General features: G+C 44.3%; 22 protein-coding genes and 1 pseudogene. 12 read left to right on the forward strand and 11 right to left on the reverse strand.

The window, feature by feature from the left end; all coding sequences use genetic code 11:
* Window positions 1-37: 37 nt before the first annotated feature.
* Both MD588_RS08465 and MD588_RS08470 read right to left on the reverse strand, forming a co-directional pair.
* Complete coding sequence (locus tag MD588_RS08465) at window positions 38-496, reverse strand: hypothetical protein (protein WP_265696657.1); 459 nt, start codon at window positions 494-496, stop codon at window positions 38-40.
* A gap of 115 nt (window positions 497-611) precedes the next feature.
* The gene (locus MD588_RS08470; protein ID WP_265696658.1) at window positions 612-1676 is read right to left on the reverse strand and encodes a pentapeptide repeat-containing protein; all 1065 of its coding nucleotides are present in this window, start codon (window positions 1674-1676) and stop codon (window positions 612-614) included.
* A 626-nt stretch (window positions 1677-2302) separates the two neighbouring features.
* Here MD588_RS08470 and MD588_RS08475 point away from each other — a divergent pair.
* The 3 genes from MD588_RS08475 to MD588_RS08485 all read left to right on the forward strand — a co-directional run bounded on the left by MD588_RS08475 (window position 2303) and on the right by MD588_RS08485 (window position 5468).
* Window positions 2303-3814, forward strand: a complete 1512-nt coding sequence (locus MD588_RS08475) for an alpha/beta fold hydrolase (RefSeq protein WP_265696659.1) — start codon at window positions 2303-2305, stop codon at window positions 3812-3814.
* Between the two features lie 38 nt (window positions 3815-3852).
* Window positions 3853-4719, forward strand: a complete 867-nt coding sequence (locus MD588_RS08480; RefSeq protein ID WP_265696660.1) for a hypothetical protein — start codon at window positions 3853-3855, stop codon at window positions 4717-4719.
* Between the two features lie 371 nt (window positions 4720-5090).
* Window positions 5091-5468, forward strand: coding sequence for a hypothetical protein (locus MD588_RS08485; protein WP_265696661.1), 378 nt, complete (start codon window positions 5091-5093; stop codon window positions 5466-5468).
* A gap of 382 nt (window positions 5469-5850) precedes the next feature.
* Here the strand turns inward: MD588_RS08485 and MD588_RS08490 are convergent, their stop codons facing one another.
* Window positions 5851-6033, reverse strand: coding sequence for a hypothetical protein (locus MD588_RS08490; RefSeq protein WP_265696662.1), 183 nt, complete (start codon window positions 6031-6033; stop codon window positions 5851-5853).
* Window positions 6034-6475: 442 nt separating this feature from the next.
* Between MD588_RS08490 and MD588_RS08495 the strand changes: the two genes are divergently transcribed.
* A complete protein-coding gene (locus MD588_RS08495) occupies window positions 6476-7357 on the forward strand; it encodes an NAD-dependent epimerase/dehydratase family protein (RefSeq protein WP_265696663.1) in 882 nt (293 codons plus the stop codon).
* 206 nt (window positions 7358-7563) lie between these two features.
* On the opposite strand, the gene MD588_RS08500 is transcribed toward MD588_RS08495, so the two are convergent.
* Both MD588_RS08500 and MD588_RS08505 read right to left on the reverse strand, forming a co-directional pair.
* Window positions 7564-8610, reverse strand: a complete 1047-nt coding sequence (locus tag MD588_RS08500) for a hypothetical protein (RefSeq protein WP_265696664.1) — start codon at window positions 8608-8610, stop codon at window positions 7564-7566.
* A gap of 319 nt (window positions 8611-8929) precedes the next feature.
* Window positions 8930-9781: an MBL fold metallo-hydrolase gene (locus MD588_RS08505; protein ID WP_265696666.1), complete on the reverse strand. Its 852-nt coding sequence runs from the start codon at window positions 9779-9781 to the stop codon at window positions 8930-8932.
* 263 nt (window positions 9782-10044) lie between these two features.
* On the opposite strand from MD588_RS08505, the gene MD588_RS08510 reads away from it, so the two are divergent.
* Both MD588_RS08510 and MD588_RS08515 read left to right on the forward strand, forming a co-directional pair.
* Window positions 10045-10839 (forward strand): AraC family transcriptional regulator, encoded by a 795-nt coding sequence (locus MD588_RS08510; RefSeq protein ID WP_265696668.1) that lies wholly within the window; start codon window positions 10045-10047, stop codon window positions 10837-10839.
* A gap of 82 nt (window positions 10840-10921) precedes the next feature.
* Window positions 10922-11875: a DUF3179 domain-containing protein gene (locus tag MD588_RS08515; protein WP_265696669.1), complete on the forward strand. Its 954-nt coding sequence runs from the start codon at window positions 10922-10924 to the stop codon at window positions 11873-11875.
* A gap of 105 nt (window positions 11876-11980) precedes the next feature.
* On the opposite strand, the gene MD588_RS08520 is transcribed toward MD588_RS08515, so the two are convergent.
* Entirely contained in the window at window positions 11981-13168 is a 1188-nt protein-coding gene (locus tag MD588_RS08520; RefSeq protein WP_265696670.1) for a dicarboxylate/amino acid:cation symporter, read from the reverse strand.
* Between the two features lie 825 nt (window positions 13169-13993).
* Here MD588_RS08520 and MD588_RS08525 point away from each other — a divergent pair.
* Window positions 13994-15769, forward strand: a complete 1776-nt coding sequence (locus MD588_RS08525; protein WP_265696671.1) for an acyl-CoA dehydrogenase — start codon at window positions 13994-13996, stop codon at window positions 15767-15769.
* 84 nt (window positions 15770-15853) lie between these two features.
* Here MD588_RS08525 and MD588_RS08530 read toward each other — a convergent pair whose 3' ends face one another.
* Window positions 15854-16429: a VOC family protein gene (locus MD588_RS08530; RefSeq protein ID WP_265696672.1), complete on the reverse strand. Its 576-nt coding sequence runs from the start codon at window positions 16427-16429 to the stop codon at window positions 15854-15856.
* 170 nt (window positions 16430-16599) lie between these two features.
* Here MD588_RS08530 and MD588_RS08535 point away from each other — a divergent pair.
* Window positions 16600-16731: pseudogene (locus MD588_RS08535) on the forward strand (thioredoxin peroxidase); the annotation flags it as partial.
* Window positions 16732-16803: 72 nt separating this feature from the next.
* Here MD588_RS08535 and MD588_RS08540 read toward each other — a convergent pair.
* Together MD588_RS08540 and MD588_RS08545 are read right to left on the reverse strand one after the other, a co-directional pair.
* Entirely contained in the window at window positions 16804-17364 is a 561-nt protein-coding gene (locus MD588_RS08540) for a sugar O-acetyltransferase (protein WP_265696673.1), read from the reverse strand.
* 218 nt (window positions 17365-17582) lie between these two features.
* Complete coding sequence (locus tag MD588_RS08545; protein WP_265696675.1) at window positions 17583-18479, reverse strand: LysR substrate-binding domain-containing protein; 897 nt, start codon at window positions 18477-18479, stop codon at window positions 17583-17585.
* A 152-nt stretch (window positions 18480-18631) separates the two neighbouring features.
* On the opposite strand from MD588_RS08545, the gene MD588_RS08550 reads away from it, so the two are divergent.
* Both MD588_RS08550 and MD588_RS08555 read left to right on the forward strand, forming a co-directional pair.
* Window positions 18632-19555: a DMT family transporter gene (locus tag MD588_RS08550; protein WP_265696677.1), complete on the forward strand. Its 924-nt coding sequence runs from the start codon at window positions 18632-18634 to the stop codon at window positions 19553-19555.
* Window positions 19556-20509: 954 nt separating this feature from the next.
* Entirely contained in the window at window positions 20510-21055 is a 546-nt protein-coding gene (locus MD588_RS08555; RefSeq protein WP_265696679.1) for a sugar O-acetyltransferase, read from the forward strand.
* An 85-nt stretch (window positions 21056-21140) separates the two neighbouring features.
* On the opposite strand, the gene MD588_RS08560 is transcribed toward MD588_RS08555, so the two are convergent.
* Together MD588_RS08560 and MD588_RS08565 are read right to left on the reverse strand one after the other, a co-directional pair.
* A complete protein-coding gene (locus MD588_RS08560; protein WP_265696680.1) occupies window positions 21141-22013 on the reverse strand; it encodes a DMT family transporter in 873 nt (290 codons plus the stop codon).
* Window positions 22014-22166: 153 nt separating this feature from the next.
* Window positions 22167-23189 carry a GlxA family transcriptional regulator gene (locus MD588_RS08565; protein ID WP_265696682.1) on the reverse strand — a complete coding sequence of 341 codons (1023 nt, stop codon included), beginning with the start codon at window positions 23187-23189 and terminating at the stop codon, window positions 22167-22169.
* A 130-nt stretch (window positions 23190-23319) separates the two neighbouring features.
* On the opposite strand from MD588_RS08565, the gene MD588_RS08570 reads away from it, so the two are divergent.
* Window positions 23320-23931 carry a LysE family translocator gene (locus tag MD588_RS08570; RefSeq protein ID WP_265696683.1) on the forward strand — a complete coding sequence of 204 codons (612 nt, stop codon included), beginning with the start codon at window positions 23320-23322 and terminating at the stop codon, window positions 23929-23931.
* A 359-nt stretch (window positions 23932-24290) separates the two neighbouring features.
* On the forward strand, window positions 24291-26522 hold the full coding sequence (locus MD588_RS08575; RefSeq protein WP_265696684.1) for a glucosidase family protein: 2232 nt from the start codon (window positions 24291-24293) through the stop codon (window positions 26520-26522).
* The last annotated feature ends 13 nt before the right edge of the window (window positions 26523-26535 follow it).

The following is a 26535-nucleotide window of genomic DNA, read 5'->3' on the forward strand; positions in this document are numbered from 1 at the left end:
AACACCAAGCATCAGATAGTGAAAATGCTTAGTAAAATCAATCCTTAAGGAAAGTTCTAAGTTCTTTTACTACAGGGTTTATTGTAAATCCATGCGAAAGGTTCAATCTGTATTTTGGAATGAAAATTATAAACCGCCCATAAGCGCCCTTTTCTACTCTTAGCAAGATCAATTCAGGTGACACCAAAAGAGAACCATGCACTGATTTGACCTTATCAAAGGGAATGAACCAATTTCTAAAATAATTTGAAACCTGAAAGCCATCAGGTAAAAGGATAACCTTTTTAATCAGTAAGAAAGGGGTAATCAACAAACTGAATAATATAAACACAAACAATGGTTTGAAAATCATGTTCAGTTCAAAGGAACTCTCTGCTAATGAAAAATATAAGTCAAGAGAGCAAAGTATTGGCAACGCAAAGAGTGATAGAGGGCAGATCAAGTATTTAAAACAAAATGTAACTTTAGAACTTAACTGCAATTGTTTCACATTCATCTACTGTACCTATAGTGCCTAACGCCAGCCATAAGGTGCGCCCACCGAACTCACCAAGCCAACTGAACTTCAAACCAAAACTGCCGAGTGTAAAGCGTCACACTTGATGGCCTTGTTAGGTTTTGTTTACGTGACGTTCACAGCTGATAACAACCTGTTCTACAAGCAATTTTATTTCTTCTTCTCTATATCTGATTTCGTTTAGCACCCATGGATAACGTTTGAAATGTTCAAACATTCCATACTCCCTCTGTGTATGTTCGATGACAGGTTGAACAGGTAATGAAGGGAAATTGGGGACAATTGATGTTAACTCTTGGGGAATACTTTTGGGGCTTGATATATCTGCAATTACAAATTTTGCTAAAGATGCCAACGTAATAACTGTTTCAGTTACATCTCTACTACTTGGGCCATCGAAGTCAAATAAAACTGGTAAATAACCTCTTTCCTGAAGTTCACCTTTAATTTCATCAAGAACAGATTTTCTAGCTTCTGTAAAACGACCAAGAATAAGAACAACCTTAGACGTAATAGTATCTATTACATCTCTGATTTTTGAATTTGTTACAAGTAAGGATATAAACTGAGCTAACTCTATTGTTGGTACTGTTATTGATGTGCCATGTTCTTCGATATAAATATTACTTTGTATACTACCTTCAAGATTTAGATCCCAAGTCGACACACCATAAACTCTTGAACCATCAATCACTGTATTAGAAAAATCAGTTTTAACTAAGCTCATATTGCTTAGCTTCGTTGAAATAAACTTTGACCCAGAGAAATTGGTTTCTTCAGCAGAACAATAAGATAAGTCCGCATTGGTAAAGTCGCACTCATGAAACTGAGCCGAACCAATTTTGGTTACGGCAAGCCCTGCAGTTTCAAAACAACAGTCATAGAAAAATGAAAAACACAGATCTGAGAAGTGAAGTTCGCTACCAGCAAAAGAACATAGAGTAAAACTGGAGTTTCTCGCTGTAATCCTATTCAAATTCATATCTGATAGGTTATAGCCACTAAATTCTGGCATGTCATACATTGACTTATATGAATGTAGGTCACTCTCGAAATCTATATCTGAGAGGTCGGGTCTAATGTGTGGATTTTGCTCTCTCCAAGAATTCCACGCATCAGATCCTTGCTTAAAAATCTCGATATGTTCTTTAACTGCCACATAATTCTCCTAAAAACCTAACATTTTAATCAACGAACTCGGCTCGTAAATCTTCTGTATATAGGTAGATATACGAATGAGATATGCGATCTGATTTCGTATATTTCATTATTTTCGTGTTTTTCAGCTAACCAGCTTAGGGTGGAACAAACTTGATAGCGCAAAGCAAATGGCCAAAAAACCACGCTACCGCCCTTGGGCGCACAGAGCCCACTAATGTCTTGAAATGCAGGCAATCATACCATTGTGTGTATGGTTTTGTTTGGGCTGGCTCAAAGTTATGTAAGGCTGGAAATAATAAGTAGAACAAATCACTGTTTCCAACTTTTAACAATGAACAGCGTTTCGGGGATGGCTTGATGAAGGAGCGGGTGGCTGGCTGAGGGGTCACTAAGAACACGTCAGCGTTATCGGTGCGGAGGGGAATACTGCACAGCTAATAGAAAATCAAGCTGGCATTATTTGTAGCTGATTGGAAATATCGACATTGCAATTTGTTGCTTTGTCTCTTTGTTGTTAGTATCCATTTCTGGGCTAACTTCTTTATCTATACCCGAAAAGTTAGGCATTCCATGTCGGACAGTATAGATAAAAGGATTCGGATCGTCATGACATAAGGATGTAGTTTGCGTTTCCTTCACCTCTTACTGCTCGTCATCATAACAAGCGCTAGTTTTTCAGCTCATTCGGACTCTTGGCTTGATAAGGTCAAATCTGGCTATAAAGAGGTTGAGAAAAAGCTGTCTTTCAATGACAAAAAGGGGGATCACCCCGATAATAAAGTCGATATTGCACAAGCTAAACCACTACCAACCGATATGCCTCAGCATTGGAAGTTTTCCTATTTCACTGAGCCTGAATTTGATTCTCAAGTAGTGGTATTAGAAACAGGTTTTAAGCATAAACAGAGTATCCTACTCGTTCACGGCCTCGGTGAACTGGGCATGAAAGACTGGCTAGATGTGATCCCTTTTCTCGAACAAAATTATCATGTCATTGCTATCGATCTGCCCGGATTTGGGCTTTCGGCCGTGCCAAATGGACGTTATTCACCCACTCATTACGCAAAGGTGCTGGCTGCTGTCACTCAGCAATACGCGAAAGATCCATTGATTGTGATGGGCCACTCTATGGGCGGCGCGGTCAGTTTACGTTTCGCATCAATGTACCCAGAGAGTGTGCATAAACTTATTCTGGTTGATGCGGCTGGTATCTTAACGAAAACAGCCTTCGTAAAGCACTTGAGTACGATCCCGGTAGAAGAGTCCTCTATTCCTGAGATGTTCAAAAAGAAATGGGCACAGTTGAATGACTTCAGCTCATCACTGGTTGAATTAGGCACATTGAATGATTCGGCATCCGATTTTTTGCAGGAAAACGATTTTGCTTGGGACATCTTGATATCGAGCGCGCCAAATATGAATGCGGCATTGAGCCTAGTTGAAGAAGATTTCAACCAAGCAGTAAGAGCATTAAAAATGCCGGTCGATATCATATGGGGGCAAAATGATAGCGTGGCGCCAATTCGTACAGCCAAGGTACTGGAAAACATGCTTCAAAATTCGCGGTTGCAAGTGATTAACGGTGCAGGCCATGTGCCGATGAAAAGCCATAACAAACAGTTTTTAGCCGCGTTGAACAAGTCGCTATCAAATACGATTGTATCAGAATCAAAAATACCGCAAATAAGCCAGAGACAGGGAACACTTAGCTGCATCGATGAAGCCAATAATACATACAGTGGTTACTATGATGCCGTGTTACTGGAGCGATGTACCAATACGAAACTAGTGAATGTGACAACACGTCAGATGACGATTAAAGACTCATTGGTTGAGGCTGAAAATCTATCAATAACCAGCAATGGCGTAGCGCTCAGTGCTGAGGAATCTGTTATCAGAGTAACTAATGGCTACATTGAAGGGAAAAACGCAGTTAACCTAAGTGGTAGCCGTATTGATATGGCAGGCGTATCAATTCAGGCATCGGATAATGGTGTTTTCTCGGACGTTCACTCCCAAGTTATCTTCTCAATCAGTGACATGAATAGTCGATATTACCAAGGACTGATTCATGGCGAGTTTGAGGTAGAGAAGCAGAGTTTAGATTCACTTTACTCAAAGTCAGTAGCCCATTGAGTTGAGTGGTATTCCTGTATTTAGTGATAGGTTTTACAATGAGTCTAGTTATTCGAATTTTAATGATCTCAGTTTTGCTTTTTTCATATTCGACAAGTGCTGAAGCAAAGTCGGAGCATAGACAATATCAAAAGCTACAAAAAGGGTTCTTTTTTAAGGCTTATAGCAAGCTTTCAAGAGAGACCGTAAGAAGTATTGCCGATACCTATAATGAGCAATTAAGTAGTGATCAAGATAAAAAGCTTAGTCGTGCGCAGATCCACTCGCTATTAGGCTTGATGTGGAGCATGGGACTAGACGCAGACTATGCGATAGCAGATAGTTTACTCTCTTTAAAAAAAGCGAAAAAGACCAAAGATAAATATATCGCCCATAGTGCCCTTTCATTGGCGCTTTATAATAAGGGATGGATTAGTCTCGCCAGGAAGCAGTCAGCTCTGTTACAGACAAATGAGTTTCGTGGTTACTCTAAGAAATATGAGCAGGAGGAACTTTTTGCGAATTTAATCGTTGGCAGTTTGGCGATCCGAGAGGGAAATCTGCAAGCAACTCAAGATACCTTTGGCAAAGTTGCGCTGAAAACGGGGCGACCTTGGATTGTGACTTTAGCAAAAACAGCCGCCTTAACTATGAATGGCTCAATTATTAATGCAGCGTCGCAGTTTAAAGCTATTCTCGATGATCCCTCACTGACTGAATATGAAAGAAAGAAGATCCGAGATATGGCCAAGCTCAGTAAAAAAGGACAACGAGACAGTCAAAAACAAGAGTTGAGCAATGGTGAGAAAACAAAAATGACTCAAAAGGTTAGCAACCTTCTTTTTGAAAGCATCGAGCGTCAGAGCAAATCGATTACCCAAGAGCTTATCGGCGATCTGAAAAGCTATACAGATAGTATTGGATAAAGCAATTGCAACCATCATTGAGCATATTGAGTAATCTCTCTATCAATTACTCATCTACCGTTAAACTGAGCTTTTTTAAGGCTCAGTTTATTCATTTCGTGCATCTCAAGGGGTTGGAAGGCTTCTCCCTACATAGTTGAATTTTTTGTGTGGCCATCATTGGTAAAATCTCCATATGAAACAAAAGTCACCTGTCGAAAGTAGGTTTATACACTTGGGGAAACATATGAAAAAATTCCGATTTAAACCCCTTATTCTTGCTATCGCATCGCTATCGGCACTCTCAGCCAATGCTAATGTGGCGGAAAATCGCCCCAGGACGCAGGCACGAATTGCTTCCCAATATATTGGCAACTTAGCACTGAGTGGCTATGTTCACCCTCGCTCCCCCCCTTGCAGCAAAAGAAAACGTTTCATTTGATAACTTACGCCTTGAGACACAATTTGAGCTGCCCAATACCTGTGAAGGCGACTTAGGCTTTTTCAGAGTGTCCAACGTTATTGAAAAAGTAAGCAGTATTGAGCTAGCTGTTGAATTGCTCACCGATGGCGGCTGGATAGCCTTGTCCGATGCTTTGGCCTCGCAGTGGAAAAAGTCCGGCGTTTTGAAACCCATAAAACTGGATGAGGCAACACGAAACTATTTGCAGGGGGTATGCTTGTTTTTCGGACTTGCCAGCAATACCAGAGAGGAAATCACTGTTGCACTTGACGTGCTAAACCGCCATGCGGGTGATTACCTCATCTAAGTTCATTCCCACGATGTTACTTACGCTACAACCCTTACTTCAGGCCCAGCGTTACCTCCACTGGGCCTTTTTTCATCACAACCATAGTAATACACTAAATTTACAGTAACTTAGATCACGCATTATTATAACCACTCCTTAAGCAACCTATAATTTTGCTGAATTAAAACGCTTTACGACAGAAACAACTTAAAGCAATTATTCTAAAGCGTTTAGCTTAAAAAATTCAGACAGCTACAACACTAAAATGCAGGACTACCTAAAGAAAACACTGACTTTAAATTACAATAAATGAAACCAGAATCACATAACTACTTATTCGTTTGATGGACTATCACGAAACCTTCAACGTTTCAATTAGTTGAAATTCAGCCATATCTTCCTAATCGATAAATTTAGCCATTAGCCACCTAAGCAAATAATAGATAACAAAAAAGGTAGCCAAACTTGATATAAGCCTTACTTCATCCAATGGTACTGAAAATAAGGTTCTATCAATATCAAGTATGTTATAAAACGGTGATAACAACAGCGCCGTCACAATCAATGCAATTAAATCAATCATCTCCTCCCCCCCATTATTTTGTGGAACATAATCATAAAATAGACATAATTGGGTGCATAAATTTCTTACTGGTGAGAAATTAATGGGGTAAAAAAGTTATAATTGCAATATAAGGCTGAGCCGTTTTAATTCTATAAATATTGTCAATAGGTTAGATGCTAGCAAGCTATTCCTAGTACTGCTACTTTTTTTCCAATCTATGCTCGGAGTCTGATGCTCGGAGTCAGAAAAATTATAATTTCATCATAAAAAATCTCACTCACTGTATCCGCTTTTGGTAACTCGCGGTCAACGTTGAAAGCGGGAAAACACCCCACAGTTTTGCTAAAAAATTGCTATAGAGTTTGCGTTATCTAATTTAAGCTCCTGTATAATATCGGTCGCATCTGCTCAGACGAAATCTGGCGCCGTGCTTCGTGTATTCAAATAGGCAGTAATCGTTGTGAAAATATTAATTACAGGAACAGCTGGTAGAGTTGGACGTGCCATCTATATCAACCTAATGAAAAAACACCAAGTCGTTGGGATAGATAGAACGCCATGTTCAACAGCGGACTATGTCGGTGATATTTGTGATACCGCCTTATTGACTAAGGCTTTAGAAGGCGTTGAGGTCATCATCCATACCGCGGCGCTGCATGCTCCCCATGTAGGGCTAGTACCTGATAATGAATTTGAAGAAATTAATATACAAGCAACGGAGCAGCTAGCCTTATTGGGTGTAAAAAAGGGTGTTAAACATTTTGTGTTCACGAGCACAACAGCCCTTTATGGTTTCGCATCAACACCTGAGGGCATGACGGGTTGGATTAATGAGACCGTTACTCCAAAGCCTAAAACGATCTACCATAAATCAAAAATTAAGGCTGAGCAGTTATTAGAAAGTATCTCAAACTTGTTCAATTTACCTGTCACTGTTCTTCAAATGTCTCGCTGTTTCCCTGAGCCTGCCAACTTAATGGCTGTCTACCGCTTAACACGTGGTGTTGATGCACGGGATGTTGCAAGTGCTCATGCTTGCGCAGTAGATAAGCGTCCATCGGGATTTAAACGTTATATTATTTCTGGAAAGTCGCCATTTAATAAAACATGCTGTGAGCAGCTGTATCTAAACGCTGATAACGTTATGCGAGAGTATGCCCCAGAGCTTGCTGAGGACTTCACAAACAGAGGCTGGTGTTTACCTAATACTCTCGACCGAGTTTATGACTCAACACTGGCACAACGCGAGCTTGGCTGGCAGCCTAAATACGGTTATAAGAGCGTATTAAATATGCTGGATGACGAAATAGCAGAAGTACTTCCGGCAACCAATTGCAAATAACATAACCTCAACGCGTAGTATGAATATCAAATCAGTGCGGGTAAAGCTCTGCGATCGCTAAACGTACTATCGCCGCAATGCCGGACTGGTTGAACGAATGAAAATTCGTTCAACCTAAGTATGGAATATCTATAACCAAACAGCTCAATGCTCATTTGAATATAGAAAATAGCGTAGGGTGTGTCCCTAGTCTCTAGCGTTACCGCCTACTCCACTTCCATTTCCACTTCCAAATCAGCCCAGCTCAGATCTTGAACCTGATCGGTGGCACCGTCACCATCACTGTCAATGTCCAGTTGTACATCCGAGGCCTGCCCCGGAATGGTTACCGTAACCGAACTGTTATTAGCACCGCTAATTTTCAGTTTTCCGCTCACCAGCGGATCTGTTAAACTTTCATCATAAACCAAACTATTCAAGGTGCTTACGGTCACTTGGCCGCCAACACCTCCCAAAGAGTTTGAGCTATAGCTTGCGTTATAAATCATTTCAGAAAACACAAAACCATTGTTATCAACGCGACTAAGGCTTTCCAGAGAATAGTTACTTAGGCTGAAATCAAGACCAGTCGCAGTAATACTAAAACTATCGCTAATCAGTGCATTGTAAGAAGGACTGTTTGTCACATTAGTCCCCGATTTTATTAGCATATTGCCATCGTATTTAATTGAAATATTCTCCACACCTTCCATTTCAATAATGAACCGGTCAAAAGTCCCCTGCCATTGCTCCGTCTGTGTAAAACTTAAAGACTCCGTATCCCAACTTTCGTCGGTAGGAAAATCTTGGCGTGGCGGAAACCCGGTTGGAGTCAAACTGGTTAGGGTCGCTTTACCATCGATACGAAGGGTGATCGACTGATCTTCTATTGAGTCACTGAAAATACAATTGTTAGCATCAAGTTCAATTTTTTCATCAGTATACTCATTAATTGTAATACTTCCTCCACCGTCGCACTGTCCGGTTTGACTGATCTTGGAAATAACAGCCAATCCACGCCCTGATTGTGGCTGAAAGCGGCTCATATCAGCAGTTCTAGAAGACGTCGCAGAGAAAGGAAAAACATCACCACTATCTTGCTCACCAATATTTTTCGGACTATTCAATACTTCCTCGGTGAGAGATTTAGCATTGCTTTCTGAAATAGCGATCGGCGTAGCATCAGAAGAACCATCTCCATCCGAGCCACCGCAGGCAGATAACATCAACATAAAAATTGGTGCAAGGGAATATCCAACTCTATTTCTGTTCATTGAAAACATCCTCTGTTGTCGCAGGGTAGAAAAAGCCAATTATTGTGATTTCTAATATTAGTAAATAATAAAATTTTGAGGCTGTAGCTCCCCAACCTCAAATACATCTCGTTCTATGTAAACCGTGGCGCAAAATAATCTACATCATGTTTGAATATAGCTTGCACAAGGTATAAATCAAAAATACTCATTACTGCCTAAGGGGTAATTAAATAATCGCTAAAGATATAAATACTTCATTGCTATAAAGACAGATATTAAAAGGTCAATTTTCAAGCCAAAAGCGATAGAAAATCTCCTATTAAAGCGTCGATGACGATTAAAGCTTTTCGGACACCACCGGTATTTTGAAAAACCGCACCGGCAGCTGCCCCGCCCTGATATTCACCTGGACCGATGGATAAAGTAATTTCGGTACATCAAGCTGGCTATCCCTTTCTTGGCGAAACTTGATAAAGTCTTCTTTGGTTACATTTTGACTGAGGTGGATATTCTCAGCTTTACTTTCGGCAACTGACGTTAAATACGCCAACTCTCGCCCACCAGGCTGGTAGTCATGGCAGATCCACAGCTTGGTATCACCTGGTAAGCCATATAACCGCATAATACTGTCATACAACACTTCCGCATCTCCACCAGGAAAATCGCATCGCGCCGAACCAAAATCCGGCATAAATAGTGTGTCTCCAATAAAGGCATTGTCCTGCACCAAATATGTGACACTGTCACACGTATGACCGGGAGTCATAAGCACTAGGCCCGTTAATGAACCAAAAGAAAAAGACTCGTTGTCCTCAAAAAGATGATCAAAACCATCATTTCCGTCCCACAATTCATCATCAGAAATATCCAGCACACTTTTGAAGGTTTTCTGTACTTCCGTGATCCGCTTTCCAACGGCTATCTTACCTCCAAGCTTGCTTTTCACGTAGCTAGCCGCAGAGAGATGATCTGCGTGGGCATGGGTTTCTAAGATCCAATCCAGTGTCAGACTGTTGTCCTTAATGAAGGCAAGTAGTTGATCGACAAAATGCGTTTCCACCTGACCTGAGTTTGCCGCGAAATCCAGAGCGCTATCAATCACAACAGCATGGCCACCAACATGATCGAACACGATATAACTTAGTGTCGATGTACTCTGATGGTAAAACGCTTTTACTTGGGCCGTCATAATATGGACCTCCAGAAGCAGACTTGGGCGAACAGCGCTGCTGTTGTTGAATAGCTATCTGGCTCTCTACTGTAACTCAACGTCAAGCAGCGACACGGCAACTGTAATTGCTTAAGTTTAGCCACAGCCACCTACTTCGCTATCAAAATAGGAAGTAGTAACAAAACACTTCCCGCTTGTTTTACAGCCCGAAAGCTTGCCAACGTCATGATTGCTGATTACCGTAGCAAGCTACCCCATAGTGTGATGAATACGCGCAAGTTATGAAGACAACCTATCAGCCACTGTTTGATAACAATAATCCTCCCGGAGAAATTTTCTTCGGCCACGAAGTCTTTCTTCCCAATACAACAACACCGCGCCACAGCCACCCTTGGGGGCAACTGCAGCTAATTAACGGTGGAATTCTGGAACTCAAAGCCGAGGAGAAGCGCTTCCTGTCACCGTCTCAGTATGCCGTTTGGGTTCCCGCGGGGGTTGAGCATGAAAGCTATATGCGCCGAAGCCTCAATTATTGCTCAATGAACATCGTCAAGCCGTTGGCTGATGCGCTGCCAAGCTATGCTTGTCTGCTTGAGGTCAGCCCTATCATGGGGGCTATTGTCGGCGACTTGAAAGAAAGGCGAATTGCTGTACCCACCTCAGATGAAGATCTCCGGTTGGTAAAAGTGCTGCTCGATCAGGTCGTCAGAGCGAAAGAGCATGATCAGTTTTTACCCAGTAGCGACGATAAGCTGCTGAAACCTATTTTGCACGAGCTCGAATACAACCCTACCACCCCGAAAACACTCAAAGACTGGGCCACCCAACTCCACACCACGGAGCGTACCCTCGCCCGCCATTGTCAGGACAAGCTGGGAATGAGTTTTACTGAATGGCGACAGCGACGTAAGTTCGTTTACTCCTTACATTTATTACGCAAAGGGGTTTCGGTAAAGGAAATAGCTCTCACGCTTGGCTACCATCAGGCCTCGCCTTTCATTACCTTATTCAAGCGTCACGCCCAATGTACCCCAGAGCAGTACCGGCAACGCTTTTATTCGCCATCGGAACGATGATCAAGAGAAATAAATGCACACTTGATTGAAAGTTCTCCTCCGAGCCACGGTCTTTATACTTGAATGCGCTATGGGGGATTTAATGAAAATATTGTTAACTCTTTTCTATGGACTTATCTTCACTCTGCCGTTAGGCATGCATGCTGCATCGCTTAACGGCTTCAATCTCGATCGCCTTACTATTCCCATCGAACAAGTCCTTTCTGGCGGCCCAGGTAGAGATGGGATCCCTGCAATTATCAAGCCCCGTTTTGTCGACGGAAAAGATGCCGACTTCTTGAAGAAAAACGATGTCGTACTTGGCCTGACCATGGATGGCAAGAGCAAGGCCTATCCGATTAAAATTCTCAACTGGCACGAGATCGTCAACGACAGTATTAGTAACCGTAAGTATGTCGTCAGCTATTGCCCACTTTGTGGTTCGGGAATGGCTTTTCTCACCCAGTCAGGCGGAGAGTCGCTTACCTTTGGGGTATCCGGCCTACTCTATAACTCGGATGTTCTCATGTATGATCATCAAACCGAATCGCTATGGTCACAGATCCGTGGTGAAGCTATCAGCGGCACAGCCGCAGGCAGAAAGCTTACACAATATCCTCTCACCCTGACTCGATGGAAACAATGGTACTCAGAGCACCCTGACACCCTTGTTCTCTCAACCCGTACCGGGTTCTACCGCAACTACTCCCAAGATCCCTATGCCGGTTACAGCCGCTCGCCACGCCTGTTCTTCCCAGTCGCCAACAAGGCACCAAGTAGTTATGCAACCAAGGAAACGGTATTGGGTTACAAAGGAGATCAAGGAACAATTGCATTTCCACTGTCTGAACTACGGAAACATGATCAAGGTGAGTTTAATTACCTGTTTGAAGGGCAGCAGCTGAGTATTCATTGGGATAGAGAGAACCAGTCTGCCTGGATCACCGACTCAAGCGGTAAACAACTGGCCTCAACCATGCTGTATTGGTTTGCGTGGTATGCGTTTTACCCGGACACCAAAGTGTTCAAGGCTGAAATGTTCAAAGCTGGTGACTAAGTCTAACAATCCGATATTACGAAGTGAGATCAATCGTTAAAACTGAAGAGTTTTGAATAAGAAGGCTTCCTTGCCCTCTCTAATTACCTAAGAAAATTGGAACAGTTAAATTGCGTCTTCTGCCGGCACCAGTTCATCCTGTAGTTCATCCTGAGCAACAGAAAGCTTGTCAATAAGCAGAGCAATGACACCATCGCCAGTTACATTGCAGGCAGTACCAAAACTATCCTGGGCCAAGTGAAGCACAATTTGCAAGGCAATCATTTCTTCGGTAAAGCCAAGCATTGAACCCAGCAAGCCGACTGAAGCCATTACTGCTCCACCCGGAGCGCCCGGTGCTGCAACCATCGTCACCCCCAGCATCGCGATAAACGGCAAAGCTTCGAGCAGGCTAGGTACCGCACCAGCCCCTGTCATAAGGATGACAGCGACAGCCACACTGGCGATACTGATCACAGAGCCAGACATATGAATATTGGCACACAAAGGGACAACGAAGTTGGAGATAGTATTTGAAACGCCATTGCGTTTGGTTTGCTGCAAAGTGACCGGAATGGTTGCGGCAGATGACATTGTACCAATGGCTGTTAAATATGCCGGCATCATAGTACGCAGCAGTTTAAGCGGAGATTGCTGTAGAGCCACACCGGCGGTGACGAACTGAACAGTCAACCAAAACCAGTGCATCGCAATAACTGCAAGCAATACCAAACTGAAAGTATGCAGGGTAGCAAATACGGTGCCTTTTACGGTCATATCAGCAAATACGCCAGCAATGTAAAATGGCAGTGCAGGAATGATAATTTTATTTAAAAACAACTCAATAATATCGCGTCCTTGATCGCTGAATTTTTTCAATTGCTCTGCGCCTGTACTGGAGATCCCCAGGCCGAACATAAAGGCTATCGTCAGGGCCGTCATAATGTTCATTACTGGTGGAATTTTAAGCTCAAGGAATGGCGCGAGAATAGTCTTCGCCTCCGGTATTTCTCCGGCTCCACTAAGCAAAGCAGGGAATAAACTCTCAGCAACGGTAAACGCAAAAATACCGGCCCCCAACGTGGACAAGTAGGCCAAACCTACGGTTTTCCCCAGTAACTTCCCTGAATTTTTAGGCAGGTTTGCAATGCCACTAGTGACATAAAATAGTATTAACAAAGGAATGGTAAACTTGATCAATTGGCTAATAAATACCTTTGCGGTAATCAGGCCCCTAATTAAGATATCCGGGGAAAACATCCCCAGCAGGATACCTACAACGATTCCACACAGTAGCTTTATAATTAACTTCATTATATTGACCTATAACTTTTAGCTTAATTTCACAAAGTGACAAATAAAAACGTTAACAAGCCTCCCCTGTCCTCTCTTTGTGTTACGGACAAGTAAGGGCAAGCAAATTGCAAAATTGTTCGCGTTAATTTATTTAATTATTAATAACGAATTAACTGAGTGGTTGATGGGTCACACATCCAAATGTCGAAAATCAAACACACCTCCACCACAACAATTTCGTTACACGTATAACATTTAACGCCAAAACACAGAATGATTTACTGTGTGTTCATATTCAAATAAGACAGCATTTTCGTCGGCTGCCGATAAAAGCTTTGCAAAAATAGACACTCAACAAATGAAAGCAATAAAAAAGCTTAATTACATAAAAAATAGCAATCACAACTGAATAATATTTAATAAACTCCCTTTATCATGGGATATTTTGAATATTCTTCACCTCCAGATGATTTATCGAACAATAATAGGCATAGCGTTCCTTCGGAGCTAAATTATGACAATGTGGCACCGACTTATGCTATTAGTTACTTATTTGCTTGTAACATTTATTCGCTAATAACTGTGAAAACATGCCCGAATCAACTACTGCAGCCTGTGTGAAAGGCAAGCTCAAGCAGAAGTAAGGCGCATTTATATAGCCAAATATCCCCAAACGACCACACCCACTGACAGTCATTTTTGGAGTTAAATGTGATCGCTCACTCATTAGAGCAATTACTCATGTAAAAGGTCATTTTTTAGCCTAATGTTAACCTTGATTAACATGTTGTAACGTTAACGTTTTTAGGGCGCGATTTCTTAACGGCTATTGGGAGAGTTCCAATGAAAATGTTAAACCTGCCAAAAAATTTCTTATTCAAAAAGCAACCGGTTCTTCGTCACTCCACGGCTTTGACGAAGGGGGTATTACTTAATCCAACAGCCGACAATTACGAGCAGTTGGACGAAACCTCAAGAAGGTTAATCAAAAACACTGTTGCCTTCTTTGAGCTACGGGGAAAAGCCAAGCTTAAAGAAGATGATCATGAAAGGCTTTGGTACGCCGATTTTTTGGAATTTGTGAAAAAAGAACAGCTCTTCTCAACCTTCCTGACTCCTGATGCTTACGGCGATAAAGAGGCCCGATGGGATACATTTCGCAACTGCGCCCTCAACGAAATACTTGGCTTTTACGGACTTGCTCACTGGTATACCTGGCAGGTTAGCATTTTGGGCCTGGGACCAATCTGGATCAGTGACAATGAGACAGTCAAACAAAGAACAGTTAAACTGCTGAAAGAGGGAGGGATCTTCGCATTTGGCCTGTCAGAGAAAGAACATGGTGCTGATATCTACGCCAGTGACATGCATCTGACACCGCAAGAAGATGGCACTTACCGGGCTAACGGCAGCAAATACTACATTGGTAATGGCAATAAAGCCGCGCTGGTTTCCACTTTCGGTAAGTTAACAGATACCGACGAATACGTGTTCTTCGTGGTGGACTCTCAACATGAAAACTACGAGTTAGTCCAAAATGTTGTCAATTCGCAAAACTATGTGTCTGAGTACCGCCTCAATGACTACCCTATCCGCGAAGAAGACATTCTGGCCAAAGGACAGGATGCCTGGGATATGGCACTCAATACCGTTAATATTGGTAAGTTCAACCTTGGCTGGGCATCCATCGGCATCTGCACCCACTCCTTCTATGAAGCCATTAATCATGCCTCCCAACGCCGCCTGTTTGACCACTATGTAACAGATTTTGTTCATATCAAGTTATTGTTTACCGAGGCCTATGCCCGTCTTACCGCAATGAAGCTGTTTGCCCAGCGTGCAACCGACTATATGCGTGTAGCAGGACCTGACGACCGGCGCTACCTGTTATTCACCCCCATGGTAAAGATGAAAGTAACCACCCAGGGCGAAGAGGTTATGAACCTGCTATGGGATGTAATAGCAGCCAAAGGGTTTGAAAAAAACATGTACTTCGAGATGGCAGTCAGGGATATTCGCGCCTTGCCGAAGCTGGAAGGTACAGTGCACGTCAATATGGCGCTGATACTGAAGTTTATGGGTAACTACTTCTTTAAACCAGGCAAGTTCCCGGAAGTCTCGCAGATGGATCAGGCAACCAATGATGACTTTTTGTTTAATCAAGGCGCAACCAAAGGGCTTGGCAAAACTCAGTTCCATGACTATCGCGAGGTCTATGGAAAAGTCGCTCTCCCCAACGTTAACCTATTCAAAAAACAGATCCGTCTACTGAAGATCCTTTTGCTATTGGGTAAGCCCAGCAAAGAGCAGACGAAAGACTTTGATTTTCTGTTGAATTTAGGCGAGCTATTCACGTTGGTGGTGTACGGACAGCTAATTTTGGAAAAAGCCCAGATGATGGATCTCGATGATGATATGGTTGAACAGATCTTTGACTTTATTATCCGGGACTTCTCAAAGTTCGCCCTGCAGCTTGGCGCAAAATCTAGCGCAACACTGGTTCAGCAAAAAATCTGTGATCGAATGATCAAACGCCCGACGGTGGACGATGAGCGCTATCAGCGCGTGTTAGATAACTATGTGTATGTCACTAAAGACCAATATGAAATGAATCCATGACCGTTTCAAGATTCTCAAAATAATATGGCGAATAACAGCCCGTACTGACGGGCTGTTATTCCTTTGATGAATAAATCACCAATATCACTTTCTCGGATCAAACAAGCGCACGTCGGTTTGTTTCTCGTAGCCAACACCGTCTGGGTATGAAACTAACTCGAGTTGCATTCCCCATGGAGAAAGAAAATAGACCCAGCTTATCCCTGCATTCGGACCCGATGTCATAACGGTGGGCTCGCCAAGTACTTTCAAGTTCTGTGATTTAAGATAGCTCACGGCAGCATTGATATCGTCGACATAGAATCCGATGTGATGCCCACCGACATCCGAGTTTTTAGGCCCCGTTTTCTGTTGCTCAATTGGCCCGCTATATTCAAAAATTTCCAAATTAGAGCCTCGGCCACAGGAAAGCATTGCCAGTTGAGGGATTTCGGCTCGAGGGTCAACATTAAGGTGCTTTTCCATCCAGTCAGAGTCAGACTTGAACGGACCTACTCGATAGGCTGTTTCACAGCCAATTACCTCTTCAAAAAACGTGACTGCTTTACTGAGGTTGGGAACCGTGAAGCCGATATGATCGGGGCCTTGCAAACCTGGTATCGCAGCCCATAGCGGCATCGCGACAATGCCGGCCAAAACTATCATCAATCGTTTAATCATGCTGGTATTCCTATTGAATTAAATGAATACGGTTGCTCCCTCCGAAATCAAATCCGAACAAAATCACCGCTCAATACATAAAGTAAAATATAGGACTAGTGGCAAAGGAATATAAGCCACGAAAAACGAATACCACTCATTCGATATTGGAATAGAGGTAGTGCAAAGAAAAGGGACGGGTGCAGGTGCTTGATATTTCCAACGGCCCTTTCGCCCGGCCTGAATTGGGGGTATTGCTTTCGGGGCTGGCATTTATCCGCAAACCGGAAAATGACTACCCGATCAGGGGGACTTACGAGTAACACGGGTATTGTCGTGAGTGATCCTAACAATTACGATCACTCACCTTCCTATACAAAGCGTCTCGAAAACTTTTATGCTTTGGTGCCAATCTCTCTTATCGGTTTCGCTGGAGAGCCGACACACACAGTATTGGACGGCAGATCCTTGGCGACCACACTACCGGCACCGACCACCACGTTATCTCCGATAGTAACCCCCGGACATACCGTGACATTGGCACCAAACCACACATCGTTACCAATGGTGATCGCCTTGGCAAACTCCTCACCAGATGCGCGTTCAACGGGATCCAGAGGATGCCCGGCCGTCGCAATGACCACCCCAGGCGCAAGCAGGCAATTGTCACCAATATTGACAGGTGCACAATCTAGAATCGTACAACCATGGTTTGCATAGAAGCCTTTACCCGCCTTAATGTTATAGCCGTAGTCACAATTGAATGGTGATTCTAAACAGGCATCGCTCTCCTGCCCCAACAGCTCGCTAATGAGTGCCTTGCGCTCTTGTGATTGACTAGGACTTAAATGATTAATTCTAAAACACAGCTCTTTGGCTTTCTGGCGTTCTTCAAGCAGCTCGGCATCCCACGCCTGATACAGCTTGCCTGATAGCATCTTTTCTTTTTCTGTCATGTTGCTTCCGTATTTCCAATATCAAACTGCCGATATTATGAAGATCATGCCATGCTCATAGGCAGAGAAATACATATTCAGCCTCAAAAAATATTCACCGGATCACACTCGGTGAGAGCAAGGCTGAAACGGAAAAAAACACCCAATCACCCAAACAATACATTGCCCCCAACCACCCCATTATAAATACGCACCAACACTCACACTCAACATCAGACTTACGACTTCACAAATTCGCCTTTGAGCCAGTTACGCAACGTCAGCACACTTTCTAGTTTTAATTTGTCCGCAGTACAGACAAAATAGAATTCTTGGTAGGGATTGAGCACAGCCTTACCAACTTGTACCAACATGCCATGCTTAATGTCATCCTTAACAAACTGCTTATGGGTGATCAATACTCCCAATCGGCGGATCGTAGCCTGTACTGCCTGAATGGAGGCCGTGAAAGTTAAATTTTTCTGCTGACTGGGCACCGTCATTTGGTTGGCCTGGCACCAAACATGCCAGTCATTTTTACGCCGCGGGTTCGTTGCAAAAATTGCCGGATACTTCGCCAGCAATTGCTCAGGCATGGTGTCCCCATCGCTTTCCAATAGGGAGGGACTGCATACCATGATCAGTTCATCATCACCGAGTTTTTCGCAATAATAATCCTGCCATTCGTCCGGCTTACCGTGAAGCAGCGCAACATCAACCCCTTCGCGATCGAGGTCAAATGTCTGGATTAAGTTGGAAATACGGATATCGATATGGGGAGCCTGCTGCTGAAAATCTGATACCCGAGGGATCCACCAATGCAGCGCCAGAGAGTTAACCATGTTTAACGTCAGGCGGTTACCCTGCCCCTCCCGTACCAGCGATTCGCTGGCTTCAACGATCTGGGTCAGTGCCGGAGCGACTTTGCGATAATACTTTCGCCCTTCATGGTTAAGCTCGACTCGGCGGCCGACACGTCGAAACAACGGCAGGTTCAGCTGCCCCTCCAGTGCCTTAATCGCCTGACTGACAGCCGAATGACTGACACTTAATACATCGGCTGCTTCAGTCATGCTACCGGTCTCGGCCACGGCGACAAAAGCATATATTGACTTGAGTGGGATCAGCTTTCTCATCTGTAAGTTTATCTAACAGTTTTAGTTAATATTATTCGCTTTTTTACCAACTGCAAGCTTACTAGAATTTATATATACCCAAGCCAGCAACGTTGGAGCGACACCAATAGCACTCCATCATGGGTAATGTCTTATTCTACTGGAGGACCTCGATGACCACTGATTTGCGCCCCGTTCTCTTCATGCTTGTATCTACACTCTGCCTGTCACTGAACGGCCTGATAGCTAAATTACTTAGCGATAGTTTCAGTACTGAAGTGCTGGGGTTGCTACGCTTTCTCCTCCCTGCCTTACTTATGTTGGCAATACTGAAAGTCACACGGTGGACCGTACCCGATAGGAAAGACTGGCCTACCATTTTCGTCCGCTCGATTTGTGTGGTCGGCAGCCAGATGTGCTTCTTGATTGCTTTAGATCGCCTTTCCTTGGTCGAAAGCGTGGTGCTATTCAGCACTGGTCCCCTATTTATCCCTTTGTTAGAAAAACTGTTACTAAAAACCTGTATTCAGCCCCTTACACTATTCAACCTCGCGCTGACATTTGCTGGCGTGCTGATCCAGGCGGGTAACTCAGGCGGCATGGTAATTCGTCCTGAACTATTAATTGGTCTGGCTGCTGGGTTGTTCAACGCTTGCTCTCAAGTGACATTATTTAAGGGCAGCAAAAGCAATCTACCAGCAGCTGCTTTGAATGGTTGGTGTTTCCTGATTGCGGCCCTGATTATCTCACCACTGGCATTAAGCAATATCACCAATCAAGGCTACGTTATCAGCTATACCGAATCATCCAGTCAGCCAGCCTTTATCTTGCCTCTGGTTGTTTTCTTAACCGTCAGTATTGTCAGTACCCAAATGTGCCGCGCCAAAGCATATCGGCTTGCCGACTCGGGCTCACAACTCGCCCCCCTTATTTTTACCAACCTAATATTTGCAGTGGCCTGGCAGATTTGCTTTTTTGACCACCAATTAGAATGGAACACAATAGTAGGCATTGGCTTAATTGTCTTAGCCACTCTATGCAACACCTTTATTCCCAAATGGTTACCAATATCGAAGAACGTAAAAGCTTATCGATAAATTGATAATACTGAATTATCAATGGGATATACCAGAAAACCTCAGCACAGAAAGTAATACACCAAAGCATAATAATTCATACACGACATCACCAACTTCACACTACCCCCTATAGGCACCTGTATTGATATGCAATTTTGGAACGAATATCACATACTGACATACACACTAATGGATAATAGCAGCAAAAATCATATGAATAACAAATCAATAGGGATATTTATGCAATGTTGTAATCAACCACTCATTTGTTCAGTCAAAAGAAACTTTCTACAACGAATTTTTTTTAAGGCTGTCTATCAATGCCGAAATTGCGGTGCGATTGTAAAACTATAATTTTCACTACTTATTGATTCAGATCCGCATAAGCGATGAATGAATCGAATTAAAAACAAGCCAACCATTACAACAAGTAATTCATTGTAAAAACAAATAATCAAAATAATGCAGTTAAACAACGTCATAACACATGGTGATTTTTCAGAAAACACCATGGATTTGCTAGATATAATATATAACCCATCATTAATTCATTCTCCCCCTACCGTTAGGCGAGAGCTCTGTAAGGAAGATATAAGAAGCATTAACCATAAACTAAAAAGATCCGTTTCTGCTGGAAATGCCTTAAAGACTTCCATGCTATTAGAAGCATTAGAAAAGACCCTTTTAGAGTTACAGTCGACCTATGTCTAAAATATATACCCGTGGCAATGCGATAATATTTTAGCCAAAAAAATGAATAGTAAGGCCAGTTTACCTGGCCTTACAAATGGTTTCGTGTGGTTAGATCATGTTAAAAACTGAGCTCACCAATACCTTCGGCACTCTACCTGATGGGCAGTACCATTTTGACCAAAGTTCAAATCGTATTCCCTTGCGTCGCATCAATATCTATCCCGTACTTCAGATTACACTTAGCGATATCAAAATACGGATTACCGCAAAGGGACCACGATGACAGAGTTCGAAAAAATGATAAATGGTGAGGATTTTGACGGCTTGGATCCTGAAATCACCGCAATTAGAAATCACGCCTCCGCCCTTAAGCAACAGATCAACAACAATCCCGGAGATGCCCTTCCTGAACTTATGCGACAACTACTTGGATCCATCGGCGAAAGTAGCATCGTAACGCCGCCGTTCCTATGCGAGTTCGGTAAAACTATCCATATCGGTAGCAGTACCTTCCTCAATATGGGGATCACCATGCTCGACAATACCGAAATCAGAATTGGAAATAATGTACTCATCGGGCCGAATGCCCAGTTCTATACCCCGACCCACTCGCTGGACTACCATAGCCGCCGACGTTGGGAGACCACCTGCAAACCAATCATTGTCGAGGACGATGTATGGATTGGTGGCCAAGTAGTAATATGCCAGGGTGTCACTGTCGGTGCCCGCTCTGTCGTTGCAGCGAACTCCACCGTCACCAAGGATGTCCCGCCTGATACGATGGTTGGCGGCTCACCTGCCAGAATCATCAAAAAACTTAACTAGAGTGTATCCCTAGGACGCCGTTCTTTCATTGGAATGGACAAATATTAGTAACAAGGACGTTATTAATACTCCCTAAGATGTGTCCCTAGTGACTAGTTACAGCTTTGGTGCTCGCCTTTATCCTTTTTTTGCTTGCCCTGACATTAATGATATTGCCCGCCACCATGATCAAACCACCTAACAATACAGCCACCTCAATCGCTTCGCCATAGAACAACATACCGACCACGGCAATCAGCGGAAGACGAAGAAAATCAAGTGTCACAACAACACTGGCATCGGCATGCTGCATCGCCTTGGCAATACAGAAGTGAGCTGACAAGCCAGTAAACCCGACGATCAACAAGTATAACCACTCAGCCCCTTGCGGCATTTGCCAGTCTGAAAGCGTGAAAACCAGGCTAACAGGTAGCTGGATCAGAGACATGTAGAACAAGATCGTAAGGGGGAATTCGGTAAGCGACAATGACTTGGTCGCAACATACGAAGCGGCAAAACTGACGGCCGCCAGCAGAACAATTAAAGACGCCGGATTAAATACCGCAGCTGTCGGTTGAATAATGATCATAACCCCAAGCAATCCCATCCCGAGCGAGGCGACCTTTACCTTGGTTAGTTGCTCGCCGAGAAATACACAGGCAATCATCAGCGTCCACAAAGGGACGGTAAATTCGAGTGCGAATACTTCAGCCAACGGTAACAAAGTAATACCAACAAACCAGCAGTACTGGCCCAAAAAGTTAATCAGGTTACGGCCAATTTGCAAAGGAACTCGACCTGTTTTCAGCAATGACTGCTGACGGTTATAAAGCACGACAGACGAGACCACAGCCAAACCAATCAGGCTACGAAAAAAGAGCATTTCGAACGGCGAAATACGGTCTCCCAGCTCCCTCACACCAATCGCCATTAGTGAAAAAGACAGCAAAGTGCCAATCATCCAGTACACAGCAGTCATCAAATACCTCATATCCTTGAGTTCAAAGGAATAGGAAGTGCCTTACGCTGCTCGGTATTCAAACGATACGGTAATCGAAAACAGGCACTTACCTTCGGTAGGGAGACCAACCATACCAGTTTTTGATTGGATTATTGTTAACTGACTTCACAGCTAATAACTTGATTTACGTAAAGTATTCGGACTAACTCCAAAGCGCTTGCGAAAAAGCTTACACAGGTAGCTGACATCCGGAATCCCGACCTCATCGGCTAAATACTGCAGGCTGTGATTGGAGTTCACCACTCGCCAGTGAACATGCTTCAGGCGCATCTCGGCCCAGTACTCACGTGCTGTATGGCCCAGGTTATCCTTGAACAGTCGATCTAGCTGGCGTCGGCTGATAGCCAGCATACTGGCTAGCTCATCCACTGTCTTTGGCTCTGATAACAACTGACGCATCAAACTAATTGCTCGCCCAACATGCCGCCCAGCTGCCATGTTCGCACGAACATCCTCATCCAAAGATTTCAGTTGGTGGAGCTGCCCCCGGGCTTCATCCACCAGCATATCCGCCAGCCCTTTCAACGCCTTGGTACGGCCACAATGGCGTGCGACCAGCTCAACAGCCAAATCAACCGCTGCACTGCCTCCAGCACAGCTGATCCGTTTGCCATCAATACAGTAAAGCTGCTCGGTACGAATATCGATGCGCGGAAAAGCGATCCTGAACTCCTGAACATGACGCCAATGCACCGCCACACTATGATCTTGCAGCAATCCAACAGCCGCAAGCAGAAAACAGGCATTATCAATGCTCACTAGCGTTACCCCTTTGGCTGCCGCCTTGCGCAATACACCACGATACAGAGCTGCCATTTGCTGACTGTTTCGTGCACTACGCCCGCCAAACACCACCAAGTAGTCATAACGGGCCAGATCGACCTCAGCAACGGTCTTCTGCACCGCAACAGGTATTCCGCTACTGGACACAACGTTCCCCTTATCCAGCCCAACAACCTGCCATGTACAGTATCGCTGCTGACTGTGATCTTCCTCATCTGCCGAAAAACGGAGTTTATCGAGAAAGCCACCAAACGGCAGCATATTGAATTCGGGCAGCGGCAGTAATAAAAAGCGCACATCCGGTGACGCTGCCTGTTGTGACAGTTGATCATTGACCACGAGATCTGACATAGCACTATTCCGTTTTAAACTATGTCCAAATATTACCTCAAAACAGCCAGTAATTACCTTTAAGAATACCTATACCTCCCTATAATTTCTCCATCGCTTCGGCTCATTTTTGATCGTAATAGGTACATATATGGCTCTGGAAAGCTGGCTTATTTATCTGGTTGCCGTTATCGGCCTGGCTTTTGCCCCGGGCCCCAACGGCTTGTTAGCACTCACCCATGGTGCAATGTACGGACATAGAAAAACGCTCGCGACGATCTGCGGTGGCGTACTCGGTTTTATCGTGTTAATTGCACTTTCAATGTTTGGAATTGGCGCCGTTCTGTTGGCTTCTTCACAGGTACTGACGGTTTTTAAATGGCTCGGTGGTGCATACCTTATCTGGCTGGGGATCCAGCTATGGCGCTCGCCAGCGGTCAGCCTCGCCCCCATAGAAGAGGCCGCCACTAAAAGTCATACCGCCCTATTCCGACAAGGCGGCCTGGCAGCCATCTCAAACCCGAAGGTACTACTGTTCTTTGGTGCATTCCTGCCTCAGTTCATCAACCCCGAGCAGGCACTGCTTCCCCAGTTCATTGTGATGGCTGCGACCTTTGCCGTGGTTGAATTCAGCGTCGAGTATCTGCTTGCCCGGATAGCCGACAAAATCCGGCCATGGCTGGAACGCAGCGGCAAGCGTTTCAACCAAGGCTGCGGGGGGATATTTGCCTTGCTCGGTGCTAGCCTGCCTTTGGCGCAGTAAGACCCATTAATCATTCGTGCGGATAAGTGACTTACGGAACTTACGGAATAGGAACCTCGCTTGTCCGCACGCCCCCTTGCTTACCATAGCTCGCCCTCCCTCTCAACATCACTTATCAAGCCATTTGGGCATTGCTTCCAATTTCCCGTTTTACCAATCTGACTGTGAAAAAAATCTTATAAAACAGGATAACCAACGGGCTATCCGTGAAGATGGCACCGACAAAGCCATGCAATGATATTTGCTCAAAAGCACTCGTCAGAAACAAGAAACAAACTGAGGGCGTTTCAAAATGGTTTCTGATGTATCTACCGCCCCAAACAAATGACAACAATTCATTCCAATCATTGAGGCAAAGCATGAAGTTACATTATTTGGCAGCAGTACTGTCTGGTATCCTCGCAATAGGAGTAAGCAATGCCAGCGAACAATCCAACCACAACCTTATCAATAACCCTGGCTTCGAGGATAAAGGACTGGGGTGGAGCTATCACTTTGCCAACATCAGAAGTGATGGTGCCTATCAGGGAACCTACCGGGGACGTATCGCCATAGGATCCGATCACGAGATCAGCCAAACCATTAGCATACCGGAAACGGCGTACTATGATCTGTCGGCCTATATCAACAGCCCTACCCACGGTGCCAGACTCGGTATCAAAAACCTATTAGGCGAAGAGCTGCTGTCTCGTAAAATCCCCAAGCATAAAAACTATAAAAATCGTCAGATCAAACATATCCCGCTGGAGCAGGGGGAGCAGCTAAAAGTCTTCTTTGCCGGCTCTGACAAAGGTGCTGTCAGTATCGATGATGTCATGCTTATCAAATCGAAAAAAAACAACTTGCCTAAGTTTAACCAGATCATTGGCTTCACCGCAGCCGATCAGTCCGGCGCAACAGGTATCAACAGGGAAAACCGTACCGTCCACTTCTTTGTACCTTACGGCACTGACATTTCCAACGTAACGGTCAGCAATATTGCCATTTCTCCAGACAGTACCTCCTCAGTCCATAATGGTGATGTCATTGATTTCACTAACCCAGTCAGCATCCTTGTCATCGACAAAAAAGGAAACGTAGAGAACTGGACAGCAACCGCTACAGTCAAAGACAAAGAAGTGGCAATCACCTCATCCAATAAAAGCCTGGAAGACTCGTTTAACTGGGCTATCGACAAAACCAAGCAATTCGTCATGACCGGCAAAAATGGCCTGGTAAACCGGGACGAATACAATAATGACGGTAGCGGACGAGCCGATTACATTCCTTCTTATTGGGCTGGATATTTTGACCGCACCGCCTTTTATTCCCGAGACTTCCTGCACCAAGCCGCTGGCGCCCAGCTGGCTGGCCTGGAGCTCGAAAATTTCTCGATGTTCAAGACATTTGCCCGCCATTCCACCGAACCAAGAAAATGGTACACCCTATGGGCCGTCAACTTTGACGGAACACCGCACACTATCGATTACAAAGACGACGACTACTTTGTTCGCGAAGTCCCCGCCCAGTTCGAATTTGTCGAAAAGGCCTACGAACAATACCTCTGGACCGGGGATAGCCGCTACATCGAAGATAAAGAGCTGTGGAATTTCTACACCAAGGTCCTCACGGAATACATTGAACTCCACGACAACCAAGAGCCTAACGGTATAGCCGAAGGTTATGGCGGGATCTTTGAAGGTTCGGCGACCTATAATGAACGCGGCGAATTTCCAATTGAGGCCGGTGATGGCATCGGCTCCCAGTACCAAGCAACCGTTGCTTATGCAGCCATGCTCGATGCAAGGGGGGAAACCGCAGCCGCGGCTGAGTGGGAGCAAAAAGCGGCCGTTCTGAAACAGTTTTTCAACGAAGACTGGAGCATTAAAGATCCCAATAAACCACTGGACAACTACGTCAATATTATTCAAAAAGACGGCCTGCGCCTAAATGATTTCGGCAAAGAAAACAGCTGGTTTATGCCAATGAAGCTGATCACGGAACCGGGCGTCCGCAATGATAGATATCTAGATTTTATTTCAGCCAAACTCGGCAGCGGCATAGGATCCACACCTGATGCCCCACATAATATCGAAGCCTATACCTACCTGCCAGAAACCTTCTTCCCCTATAACCTAAATGAAGAAGCCTGGAAATGGATGAACTATATCATCAACAGTAAGGATCTTGCCCACGAGCGCCCAACACAGGGCACCAATGGTGACTACCCGGAAATATCCTTTACCTTTATTTCCAATACTGTCGAGGGGCTGATGGGGGTTGAACCTAACGCGGCCAATAACTCACTGGTAACCGCTTCACACCTGCCTGACGATGTTGAGTGGCTAGAATTGAGCTACCTTCCGATGGGCGAGCATGAACTGGCGATCAGACATGATGGGACGACAAAAACAGCACTGACGAACTCGTCAGAAAAGACACTGGCCTGGGAAGCAAGATTTTATGGTAACTACCCTACCATTAATGTGGATGGAAATTCACAAAATGCTCAGCAGAAATACATTCACGGAGAGTTAGTCAGTTATATCGTAATACCTGTTAACGCAAACGCTCAACGTGTGGCTGAAGTATCGCACCAGCAAATTAATTAGCATTGTTATTTCA

The organism is Photobacterium obscurum (assembly GCF_026191635.1).
Taxonomy (GTDB): Bacteria; Pseudomonadota; Gammaproteobacteria; order Enterobacterales; family Vibrionaceae; genus Photobacterium; species Photobacterium obscurum.